The organism is Rhizobium ruizarguesonis (genome assembly GCF_012349115.1).
Lineage (GTDB): Bacteria > Pseudomonadota > Alphaproteobacteria > Rhizobiales > Rhizobiaceae > Rhizobium > Rhizobium ruizarguesonis.
The window spans coordinates 1-16056 of the sequence record NZ_PQIG01000114.1; the positions used below are offsets into that span (position 1 = coordinate 1).

A 16056-nucleotide genomic window follows, 5' to 3' on the forward strand; every position below is an offset into this window, starting at 1 on the left:
TCGGCTTCTTCCTGGCCCATCCGAGCCTTTGGAATTTCGCCATCTATGCGACGGCTCTGGCCGCACAATGTTTCCGCCTCTTGGCGGAGGAGCGTCTGCTCAGGCAGGATCCTGCTTACGAGGCCTTCATGGCCACGACCCGTTACCGGCTCGTTCCATTGGTATTCTAAGACGACAGAGATGGATGAAAAAGAGAAGGGCCGGTTTCCGGCCCTTTCTTTTATCGGATCCCCTTCTTTTATCGGATCAATGCGTCGCGCGGCATGCTTCGGTGCGAGAGGCACCGCTGTCGGCACCCTTGGTGTGGGAGCCCTTCGGGCCGATCATGCTGTGGCATGGGGGCAGCGGCGTGATGCTGGCTGTTGGGGTCTTATCGACGCCAGGGGCTGCCATGGCGCTCGGCGCGAAGCCATCGCTGTCATTGGTATAGTCGCTGGAATAGGCCGAGGCCTTGCGGCTGCTGTAGTGGACCGGGGCCGGCTTCGACGTCGGGCTCGGCGCGAAGCCGTCGCTGTCGTTGGTGTAGTCATCGGAATAGGTCGGCTGGGCGAAGGCAGCGCCTGCAATGCTGACGGCGAACAGGGAAGCGGCGAGGGCAAATTTGATGCGCATGGGTCTATCTCCTCAATCTGCTGTTGAATTCCACAACATAAACTAACCCTCGGCAAACACGAGTTCGCGCCCCAATTCAGGCAATTTTGTGATAATATGGCGATGCGGCCGCGACCTTTTGTCCAAATGAAATCACAGTGTTGTCAACGAAATTGACGTTTGCGTTACAGAAGCCGCCTAACAAAAATAGGCGATTGATGTCTCGAATAAGACAGCTGGTGCTGCAATCATAAATTGTTAACTTTTGGTAATGTTGGGAAGGGTCACTAACAGGAGGCGGCAGCCCGTCTCCCGTTGGTGATCTGCGCCTTGTGCGTGAAGTCAGTCCTCGTTCGGGATATGCGCATCGACACCGGTCAGCTGCAGTTTGTTGCGGACGTGACGGACGCCATCCACCGAAAGCGCGCCGAGTTCGACCTTGCGAGCGATGCCGATCGTCTCCACCGACCCTTCCAGGGTGACGACGTGACCGTCTGCATGAACCTCGATGCTGTCGATATCGACCTCGGGGATGTTTTCGAGATTGTCGTTCACCCGCGCTTCCAGCTCGTCGCTTTCATCGCGGTCGATCGTATCGGCGCGCAGCGAATCCTTCAGGCGGTTCTCGTTGCCGTCCTCATCCGTGCCATCTATCCGGAAGCCCTTGTTGGGATCGCTGTCAAAATTGGCCGCAGTCTCGCCGTAGGGGCGATTATCCGGGCCGCCGGTGCCGGCGCCGCTGCCATCGGCATAGGGCCAGCCGTCATCGAGGTTGCGTTCTTCGAGGTCGCGATAATCCTCTTCACGGGAAAGCTCAGGCTTTTCCCGGGAAATCGGGGTCTTGTCACCGATCCTTGCCATTGCGGTCGCTCCTTGTTTCTTTTGCTGGAAACGCCGGCAGCGGCGAATGGTTCGGTGCGGACGGCGATTTGTCAGCCGTGATTGTCAGCCCTGGGCCTTCTCCCATCTCTTCACAAGACGGTCGCGCTTCAGCCGCGAGAGGCGCTGCAGCCAGAAAATGCCATCGAGCTGGTCGACTTCGTGCTGGATGCAGATGGCAAGGAAATCTTCGGCACCGTCCTCGTGCACGGCGCCCTCGGCATCCTGATAGCGGAAGCGGATCGCTCGCGGGCGCGTCACCTCGTCGGTGGCGCCGGGCATGGAGACGCTGCCTTCGGTATGGCTCATCGTCTCCTTCGAAAACCAGGTGATATGAGGATTGACGTAGAGGCGCACGCCGTCGGCCTGGTCGAGTTCCAGCACCGTGACACGGTTGAAGACACCGATATGGGCGGCGGTGATACCGACGCCGGGGGCTGCGCGCATCGTCGCCAGCAGATCGTCGGCAAGCGCGGTGAGCGAAGAATCGAAGGCCGTCACCGGCGCGCAGACAGTCTTCAGGCCCGGATGTGGATAGCGCAGAATCGGACGGATGGGCATGAGGCAGGCTTCCTCTGCTTGGACGGGTGAGGAAACTATCGCCGGCCGCAGGCATTGTCATCACGAAGCACGGTTTGCCGCTTTACGACACGGGTGCTTTGGGCTAGCAGGGGCCAAGAATTCCGGCTGCGAGAGCCTCGCGCGGGATTCGCTTATCCGCTTGTTGATAATGTGTTTTCGGCCAACATTTGCGAATGCGGCGCGGCAGTCGTTGAAATTCGAACCAGATGCGAGGGCGGCAGATGACGACGACCGATGGGGAAGACCGCATTCGCAGGCGTCCTGATGACGAGGAAGCCGATATCTACGACGAGGACGGCAATGTCCGCGGCGATTTTCTGGCGCTTGTCGGCGCCGCAATCGCCGACCGCGACACGCTGTTCCTGCGCCAGAACGTTGCCCGCCTGCATGAATCCGAAATAGGCGACCTGCTGGAGGCGATCCAGCCGGATCAGCGCCTGGCGCTGGTGCGCCTGCTCGGCGACGATTTCGACATGACGGCGCTGACCGAAGTCGACGAGGCGATCCGCCGCGAGATCGTCGACCAGATGCCGAACGACCAGATCGCCGCCGCGATCGGCGAGCTCGATTCGGACGACGCCGTCTACATTCTCGAAGACCTTGACAAGGAGGATCGAGAAGAGATCCTCGCCCAGCTGCCGTTCACCGAGCGGGTGCGGCTGCGCCGGGCGCTCGACTATCCCGAAAGCTCGGCCGGGCGCCGCATGCAGACGGAATTCGTCGCCGTGCCGCCATTCTGGACTGTGGGACAGACGATCGACTACATGCGCGACGAGGAGGATCTGCCCTATTCCTTCTCGCAGATCTTCGTCATCGATCCGACCTTCAAGCTGCTCGGCGCCGTCGATCTCGACCAGATTCTCCGCACCAAGCGGCAGACGAAGATCGAGCAGATCATGCGCGAGACGAACCATCCGGTTCCGGCCGAGATGGACCAGGAGGAGGCGGCTCAGCTCTTCGAGCAGTACGACCTTCTCTCGGCCGCCGTCGTCGATGAGAACGGTCGGCTGGTCGGCGTGCTGACCATCGACGACGTCGTCGACGTCATCCACGAGGAGGCGGACGAGGACATCAAGCGCCTCGGCGGCGTCGGCGACGAAGAGCTGTCGGACAATGTGCTCTCGACAGTGCGTTCGCGCTTCCTGTGGCTTTTGATCAACCTCGGCACGGCGATGCTGTCGGCCAGCGTCATCGGGCTGTTTGACGGCTCGATCGAGAAGATGATCGCGCTTGCGGTGCTGATGCCGATCGTCGCCTCGATGGGCGGCAATGCCGGCACGCAGACGATGACGGTGACGGTGCGCGCGCTCGCGACCCGCGATCTCGACATCTACAATGCCGGCCGCATCATCCGCAGGGAGGCGGGCGTCGGCATCCTGAACGGCATCGTCTTCGCGACGATCATGGGCGCGATCGCCGGGACCTGGTTCCACGACTACCAGCTCGGCGGGGTGATTGCGGCGGCGATGGTCATCAACCTGATGGCAGCCGCTCTTGCCGGCATCCTTCTGCCGCTGCTGCTCGACAAGATGGGCGCCGACCCGGCGATCGCCTCGTCGGTCTTCGTCACGACAGTGACGGACTGTACCGGCTTCTTCGCCTTTCTCGGCATCGCCACCTGGTGGTTCGGCATCTGAACCGCCAAAAATTGACTATTACGTAAAAGTCAATATTATCGTCTGTCCGACGACGGGGAACACATGCCGGTGAACAAATACTATAGCATAACGGAACTGACGCGCGAATTCGGGGTCTCGACGCGCACGCTCCGCTTTTACGAGGACGAGGGACTGATCCATCCAGAGCGGCGCGGGCGCACCCGTCTGTTCCGGCAAGCCGACCGGCGCCTCATCGCGGAAATCCTCCGCGGCCGGCGCATCGGTTTCACCATCGCCGAAATCCGCGAGATCATCCAGGTCTACAAGGAGCCGCCGGGCGAACTCGGCCAGCTGAAGCTCCTGATGAAGCGCGTCGACGAGAAGCGCGACGACCTGCGCCAGAAGCGCAAGGATATCGACGACACGCTGGCGGAACTCGACTCTATCGAAGAGACCTGCCTCGGCCGCCTCGCCGAAATCGGCGTCACCACCTGAAAAACGGCTACGGGGTTGCCAACCTCTATTGTGCCTCGGCGCTGCATTCGGCGGCGATCGTCTGGACCCGCTCGTCGTTCCGAATATCGATCTCTCCCGCCTGCAGCGGCGTGAACAGGGCTTGGGCCTGCAATTTGTCCAGCGTGCACTGGCAGAAGCCGCGGCAAAGCGCTTCGCCTTGCTGCATGACGCAAGAGGCGTTGCATTGCCTTAGGTAAGTCGCGAGCGGATCCGGCGCCTGCGGCGGGACGACGAGGGAAATCCCATAGGCGATGGCGATCAACACCGGCTGGTGGATGAGATAGAAGGCAAGGCTGTGGCGGCCGAGCCTTGCCGGCCACCAGGAACCGGTGCCAAGGGCGGCAAGCCGCTGCGGCAGCCTGGTTCTGATGGCGATCGAGGCGATACTCAATCCAGCGAAGAAGGGCACTGCCCAGGGAAACAGCGGGACGTAGTCATTAGAGCGTTCCGGCGTCACGGCAAGGCCGATCCAGGCGAGATATCTGGGATCGAACAAGGATGAGCGAAGCAGGCCGGGTGGCCCGAAATTATCGGTCATCCAGGCGGCAAAGAGCGCGAGCGTGGCGATGAGGGTGAAGGCGAGCGGCAGCCTCAAAAAAACGACGCCGATGAGCGTGAGCACCGCGATACAATGCAGGATGCCGAAATAGATCCACTCGTTCGGCATCGCGATGCGCGTGGCGATCGAGATGAGCGCGGCTGCCGCGGCGATCATGCCGAAGCGCTTCCAGAAGGAGGGCCAGCGAATCTCGGGCGTGCTCGAGAGCACCAGGCTGATGCCGACGATGAAGAGAAAGGTCGTGGCGATTGCCCGGGCATAGATCTTCAGCCAGCCGGTTTCGGCCGTGCCCGGCGCGAGATAGCCCATGAACTCCATGTCCCAGCTGAAATGGTAGCTCGCCATGGCGATCAGCGCGACGCCGCGCGCCGTATCCAATAGGCCGATGCGCGGCGGTTTTGCCGCCGCATCGGTTTCCCTTGCCGGCAATATCATCAAAGTCCCTCGGGCAAATCACGTCCGTCGCTCGACGGCATATCGCGGCGAATAACAGAAAGGTGGAGATTTGATGGCGGGCCAGCATCCATGATTGCCAGTCGCGCCTGCGAGAAAAATTGCCGGCGTGTCAGCACGAAGATGACGATCGCCGTCGTCAGCATGAAGACATAAGGGTTGATGAACCAGCCCAGATAGCCGATCGACAGGAAGATCGCCCTGAGGCCCTCGTTGAAATTGCTGCCGGCAATGACGTTCATGCGGATGACGCGTTCGGCCGCCCGCTCGGCGGCGATGACGTCGCGCTCGGTGTCGCGCATCATCGGGATCGAGCCGAAGAGAATGGTGCAGTAGTTGAACAGCCGGTAGGACCAGCCGAATTTGAAGAAGGCGTAGCCGAAAAGCGCTGCCAGCCCGCCCACCTTCATCTCGAAGACGGCATGGCCCCCATGGAAGACGAAGGGCAGGTCGGCGAAGACGGCGTCGACCTTCTCCGTCGCGCCGAGCAGAGCAAAGCAGCTGCCGATCGCGAAGATCGAGGTCGAGGCAAAGAAGGCGGTGCCGTTCTGCAGGCCGGCCATGATCTGCGTGTCGATCATCTTCAGGTCGCGGCGCAGCGAATTGTAAATCCATTCCCGGCGCCGTTCGGTCATCGCATGGGTCAGGCTGGTGCGTCCGAAGAAGGTGCGGCCGTGCAGCAGCCAGGAATAGCCCATCCAGACAAAGGCAAAGAAGGCCAGAGCGATATAATCCGCCGTCGTCATCAGTGATTCAGTCTCCGCATGAACGCGGCCATTATGCCGCAAGTCGGATTATGCCGCATGGCCGAGTTCGGCGGCTTTACGTGAGCTTTCGGCCATGCGGCAGTTCGGCATAATCGAGCCGTCTGGAAACAACAAGGCTTGGCGGATAGCCGACCGGCATCTTCTGGAACTAACGACAGCAATACGGTCTTCCGTCAGCTTGCGGATTCGGGGCGGCAACCCAAAGAAGGAGAAAAGGACGGCGCTATCCCTCCAGCGCCTCAATCATCCCCACCCGTGTCGCATGCCGGCCGCCCTCGAAACGAGCGGTCAGGAATGCATCCACGATATCGAGCGCCAGCCCTTCGCCCACCACGCGCACGCCAATCGAAAGCATGTTGGCATCGTTGTGCTGGCGGATCATGCGGGCCGAGAATGTGTCTGCGCAGACGCCGCAACGGATTCCCTTTACCTTGTTCGCCGCCATCATGATGCCCTGGCCGGTGCCGCATAGGATGATGCCAAACCGGCAATCGCCGGAGGCGACGAGACGCGCCGCCGCTTCGCCGTGCTGAGGATAATGTGTGCTCTCCGGCGTTGTCGGTCCGATGTCGACCACTATCCAGCCTTGCGCCGTGATATGACCGGCAATAGCCTGTCGGAGCTGAATGGCGGCGTGGTCGCTGGAGAGGGCGATGCGGTTGGTGGCTGTCATGGAGAAGTGGTCCCGTTTTCCAAAGCAATTTGCCGTCCTGACGATGCACGCTAGCGCCACACCAGTCTAGAGATGCAAGAGCAGGGCGCCGCGTTAACCGCTTGTAAAGTCGTGATGGCCAATTGTTCAGGGCTGAACCTGAACTCCGAATTCAAAAGTGACCCATGAGTCGGCCGGATTACATCCCGAGTCTCGATGGCCTGCGCGGTGTCGCTGCGCTTCTGGTCGTTGGAGCCCATATTGGCCTTATCTTTCCAATCACAGCTCCGCATCTCGTGACGATGGGCGACGAAGCTGTCGGTTTGTTTTTTGCTCTCAGCGGCTTCCTGATGGCTCATCTCTACGGCTCACGGCCGGTCACGAGAGAAAACGTGCTGGATTTTCTTGTGAGCCGCTTTGCCCGCATCTATCCGGTTTATCTGGCGGCCGTCGTTCTCGTGGCGATGCTGTCGAGCTTGCAAAATCTGGATTTTGTTCAGCCGATCGTTAGCGGCACGGATTTTGTGCGTCATATCTTTCTTCTCGGCTCGAGTGGTGTTTTCTGGTCGATACCACCCGAGATCCAATTCTATCTGCTCTTTCCCGTCCTGTGGCTTTGCTTGGCTCAGCCGCACCGCCATAGCGGCATGATTGTGGGCCTCGCCGTGGTCGTCGTCGTTGATGGCCTGGTTGAATTGCCTGGCCCGGGAATCCTGCTCGCCTCCAAGCTCCCGTACTTTCTTTTCGGGGCACTGGCCGGAATGATGCATTCCCACTGGAACAGCTGGATTCCATCTGCCCTCACAGGCATTTTAACACTTTTCCTTCTGGCGGTGTTTTTCACTTACCGGCATATCTTGCCCGGCTTTTCCCCGGAATTTTGGAGCCTGCAAAGTGCGGTGGCCGCGGCCGTCATTGTCGGGCTCGTGGCTCGACAGCCTCCCATCGCTGCCCGTGTCCTGGCAGCCGCACCAGTACGGTTTTTCGGAAGGATCAGTTTTTCACTTTATCTTTTCCATGTCCCCATCATGTTCCTGGCGCGTCTGACTTTTGATGCCTTGATGCCCGAACCGGCGCTCATCATGGTGACGCTTTTCGTTGCGGCAGTCGGGGCATGGTTCATCCACGAGACGATCGAGGTTCCAGGCCGGCGGCTGCTGGTCCAGCTATGGCAGGATAATCGCTCGCGTCTGGTTTGGCGCGAAACTCCGGTCGGCCAAATGGACCGCGCGATCCTCGACCTGCAAGAGGTCGAAAAGCGCCTGCTGAGCGGCGCAACGTCAGCCATGGCCGATCAACGACAAATCTCGACGACGGCTGCATCCTGGGATGGAGCCGACGGCGCGGTCGTTCAAGATAATCGCGACGAGAAGCTTCGCGCATAGCTCAGCTAAGTTCTTGGGCTAGTCCGATGAGAAGCCCTCCAGGCCCGCGGATGTAGCAGAGCCGATAGATGTCTTGATAGTCCACGACTTCGCCGACGAGCTGCGCGCCGCGCTTGCTGAGCCTTTCAAGCGTCTCTTTGATATCGTCAACGGTGAACATGACGCGGAGGTAGCCGAGCGCGTTGACCGGCGCGTTGCGGTGATCTGCGACGACAGGCGGCGTGAGGAAGCGGGAGAGCTCGAGCCGGCTGTGGCCATCCGGTGTGCGCATCATGGCAATCTCGACATGCTGATTGCCCAGTCCAGTGACACGCCCCGCCCATTCTCCTTCGATCGCAGCCCGCCCTTCGAGCTCGAGGCCGAGCTCGCGAAAGAAATCAATCGTCTCTTCGAGGTCATTGACCACGATTCCTACGTTGTCCATCCGTTTGAGCGGCATGTGTCCAATCTCCCAATCTACAAGGTGTCGCCTAGCATCGACGTCAGCAGGACATTGGAAGTCGGAGCAGACTGTCAAGATAAGGCAACCAGTTCTTCCTCCGCCTAGCCTTCATTGAATGCAGCAATGATTGGTAAGGCGGGCCGCTTGGTTTAGCGCACGACCCCGAAAATCGGATTCGATTTTCGGAAAGGATTATGCGCAAGCTCAAAGTGCTAGAGTGTCCTATTGGACGGGTGGCGCTCCAGTGTGCAGTCCGAATGTCGCACCGGCTCCATGCGATGTCGGTGCGCCGCACGGATTCGAAACCGGCCTCGCTTAAGCTTGCATCCTCATCTTCAGAAGGCGCCCCCATGTTTCTCTCGGTATTCGATGTCTTCAAGATTGGTGTCGGGCCGTCGAGCTCGCACACGATGGGTCCGATGTCGGCCGCCAACCGGTTTCTCGAGCTGATCCTCTCGAACGAATGGCCGCGGCCGTCATCAGGCGCGCAGGTCACAGCCATCAAGGTCAGCCTGCACGGCTCGCTCGCCCATACCGGTATCGGACACGGCACGGGCAGGGCTGTCATTCTCGGGTTGATGGGCGAGGCGCCCGACAGCGTCGATCCCGACAAGATGGACGGCATCGTCGACACGGTGGAGCGCACCGGCCGCATCACGCCGGATGGGCATCCCGCCTATCAGTTCCAGCCGAAAACCGACTTGGTCTTCGACAAGAAACAGCCATTGCCCGGCCATGCAAACGGCATGGTCTTTTCCGCCTATGACAGGGACGGCCGGCTGCTCGTCAAGCGCATCTACTATTCGGTCGGCGGCGGCTTCGTCGTCACCGACACCGAGCTGGAGCAGATGCGGGCGAAGAAGAACGCGGCTGGCGGCACGCGCGTACCCTATCCCTTCTCCACCGCCAAGCAGATGCTCGAGATGGCGGAGCGCTCCGGCCTGTCGATCGCGCAGATGAAGCGGGCGAACGAAGAAAGCCAGCGCAGCCCCGAGGAGCTCGATCAGGGGCTCGACCGCATCTGGGAGGCGATGCGTTCCTGCATCGAGCGCGGCCTCAAGGTCGAGGGCATCATGCCGGGCGGTCTCAACGTCAAGCGGCGCGCGCGCAGGATTCACGACAAGCTGGAAGAGGAATGGCGCAGCAACCGCATCAACCCGTTGCTCGCCAACGACTGGCTGAGCGTCTATGCGATGGCCGTCAATGAAGAGAACGCGGCCGGCGGGCGGGTCGTCACGGCGCCGACCAACGGCGCGGCCGGCGTCATTCCGGCAACGATCCGCTACTACGAGCATTTCCACGAGGACTGGGACCAAAACGGCATCCGCGACTATCTGCTGACGGCCGCTGCCATCGGCGGGATCATCAAGCACAATGCCTCGATCTCGGGCGCTGAAGTTGGCTGTCAGGGCGAGGTCGGCTCGGCGGCGGCGATGGCTGCCGCAGGCCTTGCCGCCGTCATGGGCGGCACGCCGGAGCAGATCGAGAACGCCGCCGAAATCGCGCTCGAACATCATCTCGGCATGACCTGCGATCCGATCGCAGGCCTCGTGCAGGTTCCCTGCATCGAGCGCAACGCGCTCGGCGCCGTCAAGGCCGTCACGGCGGCCTCGCTTGCCATCAAGGGCGACGGCCAGCATTTCGTGCCGCTCGACGCCTGTATCGAGACGATGCGCCAGACCGGCCACGACATGAGCGAGAAATACAAGGAGACCTCGACCGGAGGTCTTGCGGTTAACGTCGTTGAATGCTGAGTTTGTGGACGCTTGAAGCTTGGTGCTTGACGCTCGCTGCCAAAAGGATTTCAACGGCAGCATGGCATTGCATCTCATCAAACTCTGCGTCGGCGCCGACTCGATCGACGATCTGCGCGAATGGGTGGCGGAACGCTCGCTGCGCGCCATCGCCGCCGGCCTCGAGCCGCATTCGGTGCATACGACGCGCATGGCGCCGAAACGCATGGAGGAGCTGCTTGACGGCGGTTCGCTCTACTGGGTGATCAAGGGGCAGGTGCAGGCGAGGCAGAAGCTGCTCGACATTGAGACCTTCACGGACGGCGAGGGGATTTCACGCTGCCGCCTGATGCTCGGCCCGGAGGTCATCGAGACGGCCGTGCAGCCGAAACGTCCCTTCCAGGGCTGGCGTTATTACACTGAGGACGACGTGCCGCGCGACCTGACAAGCCTTGGCGCCGGCATTGCCGAAATGCCCGCGGACCTTCGCCGCGAACTCACGGACCTTGGCCTGCTCTAATCCCCGAAATCGGAGTCGATTTCCGGAGGGGATCATGCGCGGATAGAAGGTGACAGCGTGCCCTTTCGGGCACGCGGCGCTCTGCAGTTCAGCGCAGGCGCAACTGTACCGGCGCGCTGCCGTCCGGCGAGGTCACATGCAAATGGATGCGGGCTTCGGGCTGAGAGTAACGCCAGGCACGGGCGCCATGGCACAGCAGCAGATTGATGAGATCCCGGGTCTTCGGAGACTTGGCCTTCGGCCGTTGCAGGCCGATCTCGGCAAGGCGCATAGCCGCCTCGTGCAGCGGATGCAGAGATGAGCGCCCTTTGGCCATGCGGCGGTCGGCTGGCACTCCTGGAAAATTCTCATTGATCGCCATTGTTTTCCCCGTACGCAATACTGATCGAGTTCAAGAACGGTGGCCGGAAACGCAAACACCGATTCCGGCCGTCACCAATGCCGCCGGCCATCTTGCAGGCAGCATCGAATAGCTCATTGGGCAGCCGCCCAGCACTTGATGCCGGCCTTCTTCAAGGCCTTGCAGGCGTTGACGGCATCTCGCTGATCGTCGAAGCCGCCAAATCGGGCGCGGTAAAGCTGGTCACCACCAGCGGCGTAGGCGACCGCGAAAGGCTTCGCCGAAGCCAGCGCTCTACCGCCCTTGCTCTTGGCGCTCTCCAGGAGATCCATGGCCATCTGCCGGTTCGGCGAGACGCCGACCTGCACGACCCAACCGCTGGGACCATTGCTGGTTGAAGCGGCGCCAGTCGAAGTCGGAGTGGTCGAGGCGGTGGTGACCTCATCGACCGAGGTGTCGCCCTGTTCCGGCGGCATATAGGCGGGCGCCGGCGTCGGCACGGCAACCGACGCCTGCTGCTTGAAGGTCATGGTCTTGACTTTGGTCGGCGCCGGCATCGGCTGGGCTACCAGCGGATTGTCGGATTTCGACTGAGCGGTCTCGGCATAGGCGACCTCGGTCTCGGCGACCTGATAACGCGTATCCGGCAGCGGGCCTTTGTGCGGCAGGCTGAGATCGGCGGCGGCGGCCGAAACCGGCGGCTGCGCTGCGGTGATGGTCTTTGCGACCTGCTGTTGGGCCATTTGCGGCTGAGCTTTCTGCTGGACCTTCTGCGGCTGGACCGGAGCGGGTGTCTCGATCATCGCCGGGGCAGGGGCTGCCTGGGCAATCAGCACCGACGATCCACCCCGGCTCGATGCCTTCGGCAGATAGGTGGCGATCAGATTGCGCATCTGGGCATCGCGGGCGGGCGTCGAGGCGCCGCCGAGCACGACGCCGACGATCGACTTGCCGTCGACCTGCACCGAGCTCACCAGATTGAAACCGGCAGCGCGGGTGTAACCAGTCTTGATGCCGTCGACGCCGCGCACCGAACCGACCAGGCGGTTATGGCTGCGGATCGTGCGGCTGCCGAACTTGAAGGCGCGGGTGGAGAAATAGCCGTAATATTGCGGGAAATGCTGGCGAAGGGCGATGCCGAGGCGAGCCTGGTCGCGCGCCGTCGTCATCTGCGCCGTATTCGGCAGGCCGTTGGCGTTGCGATAGGTGGTGCGCGTCATGCCAAGCGCATGCGCCTTGGCGGTCATCAGCTGGGCGAAACGATCCTCGCTGCCGCCGCCCAGCATTTCGCCGAGCGCGGTTGCGGCATCATTGGCCGACAGGGTGACGAGACCGAGAATGCCCTGCTCGACGGTGATCGTGCCGCCGGCGCGGACGCCGAGCTTGGTCGGCGCCTGGGCTGCCGCATGAGCGGAGAAGGGGACCGGCGTATCGAGGCGGATGCGGCCCTGCTCCAATGCCTCGAAGGTCATGTAGATGGTCATCATCTTGGTCAGGGAGGCGGGGTATTGCAACCGGTCGGCATTCTCGCTGTAGAGAACGTTGCCGGTCTTGGCGTCGACGACGATGCCTGCATATTTCGAATTCGCCGCTTCTGCGTCGGCATTCACCGAATCGACCAGGACGATCGTGACGGCCACCGAAAGGATAGCCAGCAGCTTTGCCAGAAAGTTGCCGGATCGGGACGATGATACGGAGGAGACTGACCTTGACACTATTCCACTCTTCTCTTGCATTTCAGATATTTGGCATTTCAGATTTTGGCAGGAACCGCACACCTCCCGCCGCACAGCTCGTCTTCTAAAATTACCGGTTGGGCGTTACCAATCCGTTTATGATGAATCGTTTATTTCGCTGTCCGGGGAGCATTTTAGGGACTTGTCGCAGAACGGTTCACAAGACGCGTTTCCACAAAGGTGCGGATAGCGGCATCAATATGTTCCCAGTCGTCGAGATGGCTGCTCGAAAAGCGGTAGAGAACGCTGAGATCCCTGCCGACCTTGATATCGCGCTGACAATCTCCGCTCGCCGCCTTGTCTGGGGCTGAAGGCAAAATGCAGCGCACGACGTAATCCGGCCCGCCCTTACCGGGCGCCGTCAGCAGTACCTCGTCGCCGTAACCCGCATCGGCGCGAAGACGATGCAGCGTCAGCCCGTTGCGGAAGGGCGCGGCCGGTCCTTCGAGCAGATGCGAATAGATCGGTTCCAGCCGCCCGGACATGTCGCGCGACATGGTGCCCTGGGTAACCTGCAGGAAGATCAGCCCGGAGGATTGGGCGACATCGTCGAATCGAAGGTGGTTTTCCTTGCCGTAGCCCTGCATCTCAGGCCAGGCGAGGTAGAGATCGACGCGTTCGGCGGCGCCTTCATGCCTTTGACTCGGAAAGCGGATGGCGTTCTCGGGGAATTTCACGGTGTCGCGGCCGATGGCCAGCATGATTTCAGCCGTGCTGTCGGTGTTGCCGGCAAGCGAGATGTGCCGGCCGAACCAACGGCCGCCGATGCTGATGGCAACTGTCAGGACCGCCAGGACAGCGATCGCCGCCATCGTGCGGAGGAGAAACCCCATGGAAAAAAGCGGCTGCTCGTCGGGTGCGCTGTGCGCGGCATGGCTCATGGCGGTTCTTCGCGTTTCGGTCCGCCGCAGGAAGAACATGAGCCGCCGGTGCCGATGATGAATCTCATCGTCATGATCGAGCCGGTAGGGTTAACAATTCGCTAAGATGCTGGTGAGGTAAGGCTTTAAAAGAGGGCGAGCCGTTCCCGGGACAGCGGGAACGGCTCTTGGGCACCGGTCGGGGACGGGATGCGGGGACTGACCGGGCCGCAGGCTGCAGCCGGCATTGGCCGGCAGGCTGTTCTTACTTGACGCTACCGACCGCGACAGCGCGGCCGTCCTGAAGCTTCGACCAGCGGGCCGGATCGTCGGCGGACTGGCGCTTCAAATAGGTGTATTCGGTATCCGACCACAGCAGCACCTTGTTGCGCATGTTGTCGAGGATGAAGTCGCCGTGATCGGTGCGAACCGTCAGTACGGCATGGCCTTCGCCATTCGGCTGCAGCACGACGGTGATCAGCGTGTCGGACGGCGAGAAACCGTCGTCGATCAGCATCTTGCGCTTCAGCAGGGCGTAATCCTCGCAATCGCCGACGGTGCGCGGATAGGCCCAGCGCTCCTCGACACCGTAGATCTGCTCGTCCGTCATCGGCTGGATCGTCGAGTTGACGGTGTAGTTGACCTTGAGAATTTCCTTCCAGCGGTCCTCGGTGAGGATGGCCGGTCCGGCATCGCCGCCGACTTCGACACATTCCGTCGGATTCGCCTTGCAGAATTCGTAATGTCCGATCGGCGGGCTGGCATTGCCTGCCAGGGCCATGCTGGCGGGCATCGCCTGTCCCGAACCTGTCATTGCCATCATGATGGCACCAGCCAGAAGGCCGCCTTTCAGGATATTCGCAGTTGTCATTGCCGTCTCCCCGTAAGTTGAGGTGACAATGGCACAGACGTTTTTATCTCACGGAAAATTACGTAATAGAATTAGAGGCTTAGTTGATTCAAATGCCGATAAAACTTGGCTAAAAACAAACTTGAATGCGACTAAAATTCGATGCGGATTTGTCTCGAATTCGATTAAAATTGTAATCCACGCAACAAGGCTTTCGCCCGTGAAAAGGTTGCGTTGCCGTCCTCATGTTAAGGATTTTCGTTGAGCCGGATAAATTCCGGCGACCGGCCGGCGACGTGCGGTCGACCGTCGACGCCGCCGGAATCGACCGATTCGGCCGGCTCAAAAGCGGAATATCGCTCGGATCGCCGATCCTGGCGGAGAAATTATTTTTGCTAGATATCGCGAAATCGATCGGTGGCGGCGACGATCGCCGCGCTCATATCGGGATTTGCGGTGGAATGGGCAGCATGCGGAAGGATGCTGAGCTCGCTTTGTGGCCAGGCGCGGGCGAGTTCCCAGGCAGTGACAAGGGGCGCCTCGATGTCGAACCTTCCCTGCAGCAGGATGCCGGGAATGCCTGTGAGCCGCGTGGCATTCTTCAAAAGCTGGGCGTCCTCCAGCCAGGCGCCGTTGCTGAAGTAGTGGGTGATGATGCGGGCGCGCGTCAGCAAATAGGCGGAGTCGGTCCAGCGGCGCGGCAGGCCTTGGGGATCGGCGAGCAGAATCGAGGCCGCCTCCCAATCATGCCAGTCGCGCGCCGCCTTGAGGCGCGTCTCCGGGTCCGGATCGTTGAGGAGACGATGATAGGCGGCGACCATGTCCTCATCTCGTCCCTGCGTGCCTGGGGGAATCGCTTGGCGGAAACGGTGCCATTCTTCCGGAAAAAGCGGCGCCATGCCGCGGTAGAGCCAGTCGATTTCCGATCGCCGGGTGGTGGTCACACCTGACAGGACGATCGCCGCGACGCGGTCCCGATGGGTTTCGGCATAGGCCAGCGCCAGCGTCGAACCCCAGGAATTGCCGAAAAGAAGCCAGGTGTCAATGCCGAGACAGGCCCGCAGCCGTTCGATATCGGCGACGAGATGCCAGGTGGTGTTGAGGGAGAGATCGGTTTGCGGATCGGCAGCGCTCGGCAGGCTGCGGCCGCAATTGCGCTGATCGAAGAGAATGATTCGGTAGGCATCGGGATCGAAATAGCGCCGCGCCGTGGTCGAACAGCCGGAGCCAGGGCCGCCATGCAGCACCAGCGCCGGGCGGCCCGCCGGATTGCCGCAGGCCTCCCAGTAGATCAGGTTGCCGTCGCCCGTATCGAGCAGGCCGTGATCATAGGGTTCTATTTCGGGAGAGAGAGCGGACATCGGTGCGCCTGCGGTCGAGCCGGGCCTTATCCGTCATATCCGTGACGAACGAATGACGAGCAAGCGCGGGGCATTCCCGAACGCAAAATCACTGCACATTTTGGGCGACCTCACTGGGTGCAGATCGGTGTCGCAGCTTGTTCCACTCATAATGTTAGCTACCGACTGGGTGGAACGACTTGCGACAGGATTTCGCGCCTGCTTTCCAAAGCCAGATTCGTTGCCGCTTGCA

17 protein-coding genes and 1 pseudogene are annotated in these 16056 nt (G+C 61.1%); 6 read left to right on the plus strand and 12 right to left on the minus strand.

Annotation, left to right across the window (positions count from 1 at the left end):
• Positions 1 to 170: pseudogene (locus C3Y91_RS38250) on the plus strand (methyltransferase family protein); the annotation flags it as partial.
• Positions 171 to 246: 76 nt separating this feature from the next.
• Here C3Y91_RS38250 and C3Y91_RS31360 read toward each other — a convergent pair.
• From C3Y91_RS31360 to C3Y91_RS31370, 3 genes are all read right to left on the minus strand, one after another.
• Complete coding sequence (locus tag C3Y91_RS31360) at positions 247 to 612, minus strand: hypothetical protein (RefSeq protein WP_168576207.1); 366 nt, start codon at positions 610 to 612, stop codon at positions 247 to 249.
• A 321-nt stretch (positions 613 to 933) separates the two neighbouring features.
• Positions 934 to 1452, minus strand: coding sequence for a BON domain-containing protein (locus C3Y91_RS31365; protein WP_018481978.1), 519 nt, complete (start codon positions 1450 to 1452; stop codon positions 934 to 936).
• An 84-nt stretch (positions 1453 to 1536) separates the two neighbouring features.
• On the minus strand, positions 1537 to 2031 hold the full coding sequence (locus C3Y91_RS31370; protein WP_075225556.1) for a peptide deformylase: 495 nt from the start codon (positions 2029 to 2031) through the stop codon (positions 1537 to 1539).
• A 242-nt stretch (positions 2032 to 2273) separates the two neighbouring features.
• Here C3Y91_RS31370 and mgtE point away from each other — a divergent pair, with 242 nt between their 5' ends.
• Positions 2274 to 3689 (plus strand): magnesium transporter, encoded by a 1416-nt coding sequence (mgtE, locus tag C3Y91_RS31375; protein WP_017964422.1) that lies wholly within the window; start codon positions 2274 to 2276, stop codon positions 3687 to 3689.
• Between the two features lie 63 nt (positions 3690 to 3752).
• Positions 3753 to 4145 (plus strand): MerR family transcriptional regulator, encoded by a 393-nt coding sequence (locus C3Y91_RS31380; protein WP_075225557.1) that lies wholly within the window; start codon positions 3753 to 3755, stop codon positions 4143 to 4145.
• Between the two features lie 25 nt (positions 4146 to 4170).
• Here the strand turns inward: C3Y91_RS31380 and C3Y91_RS31385 are convergent, their stop codons facing one another.
• The 3 genes from C3Y91_RS31385 to rpiB form a co-directional block, all read right to left on the minus strand.
• Positions 4171 to 5160, minus strand: coding sequence for a heparan-alpha-glucosaminide N-acetyltransferase (locus tag C3Y91_RS31385; RefSeq protein ID WP_018072194.1), 990 nt, complete (start codon positions 5158 to 5160; stop codon positions 4171 to 4173).
• Entirely contained in the window at positions 5160 to 5924 is a 765-nt protein-coding gene (locus tag C3Y91_RS31390; protein WP_018072193.1) for a DUF599 domain-containing protein, read from the minus strand. Before C3Y91_RS31390 ends, C3Y91_RS31385 begins: the two co-directional genes overlap by 1 nt.
• A gap of 244 nt (positions 5925 to 6168) precedes the next feature.
• Positions 6169 to 6618 (minus strand): ribose 5-phosphate isomerase B, encoded by a 450-nt coding sequence (gene rpiB / locus C3Y91_RS31395; RefSeq protein WP_024322679.1) that lies wholly within the window; start codon positions 6616 to 6618, stop codon positions 6169 to 6171.
• A gap of 164 nt (positions 6619 to 6782) precedes the next feature.
• Between rpiB and C3Y91_RS31400 the strand changes: the two genes are divergently transcribed.
• Positions 6783 to 7982, plus strand: a complete 1200-nt coding sequence (locus C3Y91_RS31400) for an acyltransferase family protein (protein WP_168576208.1) — start codon at positions 6783 to 6785, stop codon at positions 7980 to 7982.
• A gap of 1 nt (position 7983) precedes the next feature.
• Here C3Y91_RS31400 and C3Y91_RS31405 read toward each other — a convergent pair whose 3' ends face one another.
• Positions 7984 to 8421: a VOC family protein gene (locus tag C3Y91_RS31405; protein ID WP_018072190.1), complete on the minus strand. Its 438-nt coding sequence runs from the start codon at positions 8419 to 8421 to the stop codon at positions 7984 to 7986.
• Positions 8422 to 8774: 353 nt separating this feature from the next.
• On the opposite strand from C3Y91_RS31405, the gene C3Y91_RS31410 reads away from it, so the two are divergent.
• Positions 8775 to 10178, plus strand: coding sequence for an L-serine ammonia-lyase (locus C3Y91_RS31410; protein ID WP_020397548.1), 1404 nt, complete (start codon positions 8775 to 8777; stop codon positions 10176 to 10178).
• Between the two features lie 61 nt (positions 10179 to 10239).
• Positions 10240 to 10677 carry a DUF1489 family protein gene (locus tag C3Y91_RS31415; protein ID WP_003559632.1) on the plus strand — a complete coding sequence of 146 codons (438 nt, stop codon included), beginning with the start codon at positions 10240 to 10242 and terminating at the stop codon, positions 10675 to 10677.
• Between the two features lie 88 nt (positions 10678 to 10765).
• Here C3Y91_RS31415 and C3Y91_RS31420 read toward each other — a convergent pair whose 3' ends face one another.
• The 5 genes from C3Y91_RS31420 to pip all read right to left on the minus strand — a co-directional run bounded on the left by C3Y91_RS31420 (position 10766) and on the right by pip (position 15824).
• The gene (locus tag C3Y91_RS31420) at positions 10766 to 11038 is read right to left on the minus strand and encodes a hypothetical protein (RefSeq protein WP_018072187.1); all 273 of its coding nucleotides are present in this window, start codon (positions 11036 to 11038) and stop codon (positions 10766 to 10768) included.
• Positions 11039 to 11151: 113 nt separating this feature from the next.
• The gene (locus C3Y91_RS31425; protein WP_024322677.1) at positions 11152 to 12753 is read right to left on the minus strand and encodes a D-alanyl-D-alanine carboxypeptidase; all 1602 of its coding nucleotides are present in this window, start codon (positions 12751 to 12753) and stop codon (positions 11152 to 11154) included.
• Positions 12754 to 12887: 134 nt separating this feature from the next.
• Positions 12888 to 13673, minus strand: a complete 786-nt coding sequence (locus tag C3Y91_RS31430) for a hypothetical protein (RefSeq protein WP_130691523.1) — start codon at positions 13671 to 13673, stop codon at positions 12888 to 12890.
• A gap of 205 nt (positions 13674 to 13878) precedes the next feature.
• On the minus strand, positions 13879 to 14484 hold the full coding sequence (locus C3Y91_RS31435; RefSeq protein ID WP_018072184.1) for a transglutaminase-like cysteine peptidase: 606 nt from the start codon (positions 14482 to 14484) through the stop codon (positions 13879 to 13881).
• A 374-nt stretch (positions 14485 to 14858) separates the two neighbouring features.
• Positions 14859 to 15824 carry a prolyl aminopeptidase gene (gene pip / locus C3Y91_RS31440; RefSeq protein ID WP_130691525.1) on the minus strand — a complete coding sequence of 322 codons (966 nt, stop codon included), beginning with the start codon at positions 15822 to 15824 and terminating at the stop codon, positions 14859 to 14861.
• Positions 15825 to 16056: the final 232 nt, after the last annotated feature.

What these genes read in the sequence shown, in the direction of transcription:
- C3Y91_RS31360 (WP_168576207.1), bottom strand. Translation starts at nt 612, where the DNA reads ATGCGCATCAAATTTGCCCTCGCCGCTTCCCTGTTCGCCGTCAGCATT.
- C3Y91_RS31365 (WP_018481978.1), bottom strand. Translation starts at nt 1,452, where the DNA reads ATGGCAAGGATCGGTGACAAGACCCCGATTTCCCGGGAAAAGCCTGAG.
- C3Y91_RS31370 (WP_075225556.1), bottom strand. Translation starts at nt 2,031, where the DNA reads ATGCCCATCCGTCCGATTCTGCGCTATCCACATCCGGGCCTGAAGACT.
- mgtE (WP_017964422.1), top strand. Translation starts at nt 2,274, where the DNA reads ATGACGACGACCGATGGGGAAGACCGCATTCGCAGGCGTCCTGATGAC.
- C3Y91_RS31380 (WP_075225557.1), top strand. Translation starts at nt 3,753, where the DNA reads ATGCCGGTGAACAAATACTATAGCATAACGGAACTGACGCGCGAATTC.
- C3Y91_RS31385 (WP_018072194.1), bottom strand. Translation starts at nt 5,160, where the DNA reads ATGATATTGCCGGCAAGGGAAACCGATGCGGCGGCAAAACCGCCGCGC.
- C3Y91_RS31390 (WP_018072193.1), bottom strand. Translation starts at nt 5,924, where the DNA reads ATGACGACGGCGGATTATATCGCTCTGGCCTTCTTTGCCTTTGTCTGG.
- rpiB (WP_024322679.1), bottom strand. Translation starts at nt 6,618, where the DNA reads ATGACAGCCACCAACCGCATCGCCCTCTCCAGCGACCACGCCGCCATT.
- C3Y91_RS31400 (WP_168576208.1), top strand. Translation starts at nt 6,783, where the DNA reads ATGAGTCGGCCGGATTACATCCCGAGTCTCGATGGCCTGCGCGGTGTC.
- C3Y91_RS31405 (WP_018072190.1), bottom strand. Translation starts at nt 8,421, where the DNA reads ATGCCGCTCAAACGGATGGACAACGTAGGAATCGTGGTCAATGACCTC.
- C3Y91_RS31410 (WP_020397548.1), top strand. Translation starts at nt 8,775, where the DNA reads ATGTTTCTCTCGGTATTCGATGTCTTCAAGATTGGTGTCGGGCCGTCG.
- C3Y91_RS31415 (WP_003559632.1), top strand. Translation starts at nt 10,240, where the DNA reads ATGGCATTGCATCTCATCAAACTCTGCGTCGGCGCCGACTCGATCGAC.
- C3Y91_RS31420 (WP_018072187.1), bottom strand. Translation starts at nt 11,038, where the DNA reads ATGGCGATCAATGAGAATTTTCCAGGAGTGCCAGCCGACCGCCGCATG.
- C3Y91_RS31425 (WP_024322677.1), bottom strand. Translation starts at nt 12,753, where the DNA reads ATGCAAGAGAAGAGTGGAATAGTGTCAAGGTCAGTCTCCTCCGTATCA.
- C3Y91_RS31430 (WP_130691523.1), bottom strand. Translation starts at nt 13,673, where the DNA reads ATGTTCTTCCTGCGGCGGACCGAAACGCGAAGAACCGCCATGAGCCAT.
- C3Y91_RS31435 (WP_018072184.1), bottom strand. Translation starts at nt 14,484, where the DNA reads ATGACAACTGCGAATATCCTGAAAGGCGGCCTTCTGGCTGGTGCCATC.
- pip (WP_130691525.1), bottom strand. Translation starts at nt 15,824, where the DNA reads ATGTCCGCTCTCTCTCCCGAAATAGAACCCTATGATCACGGCCTGCTC.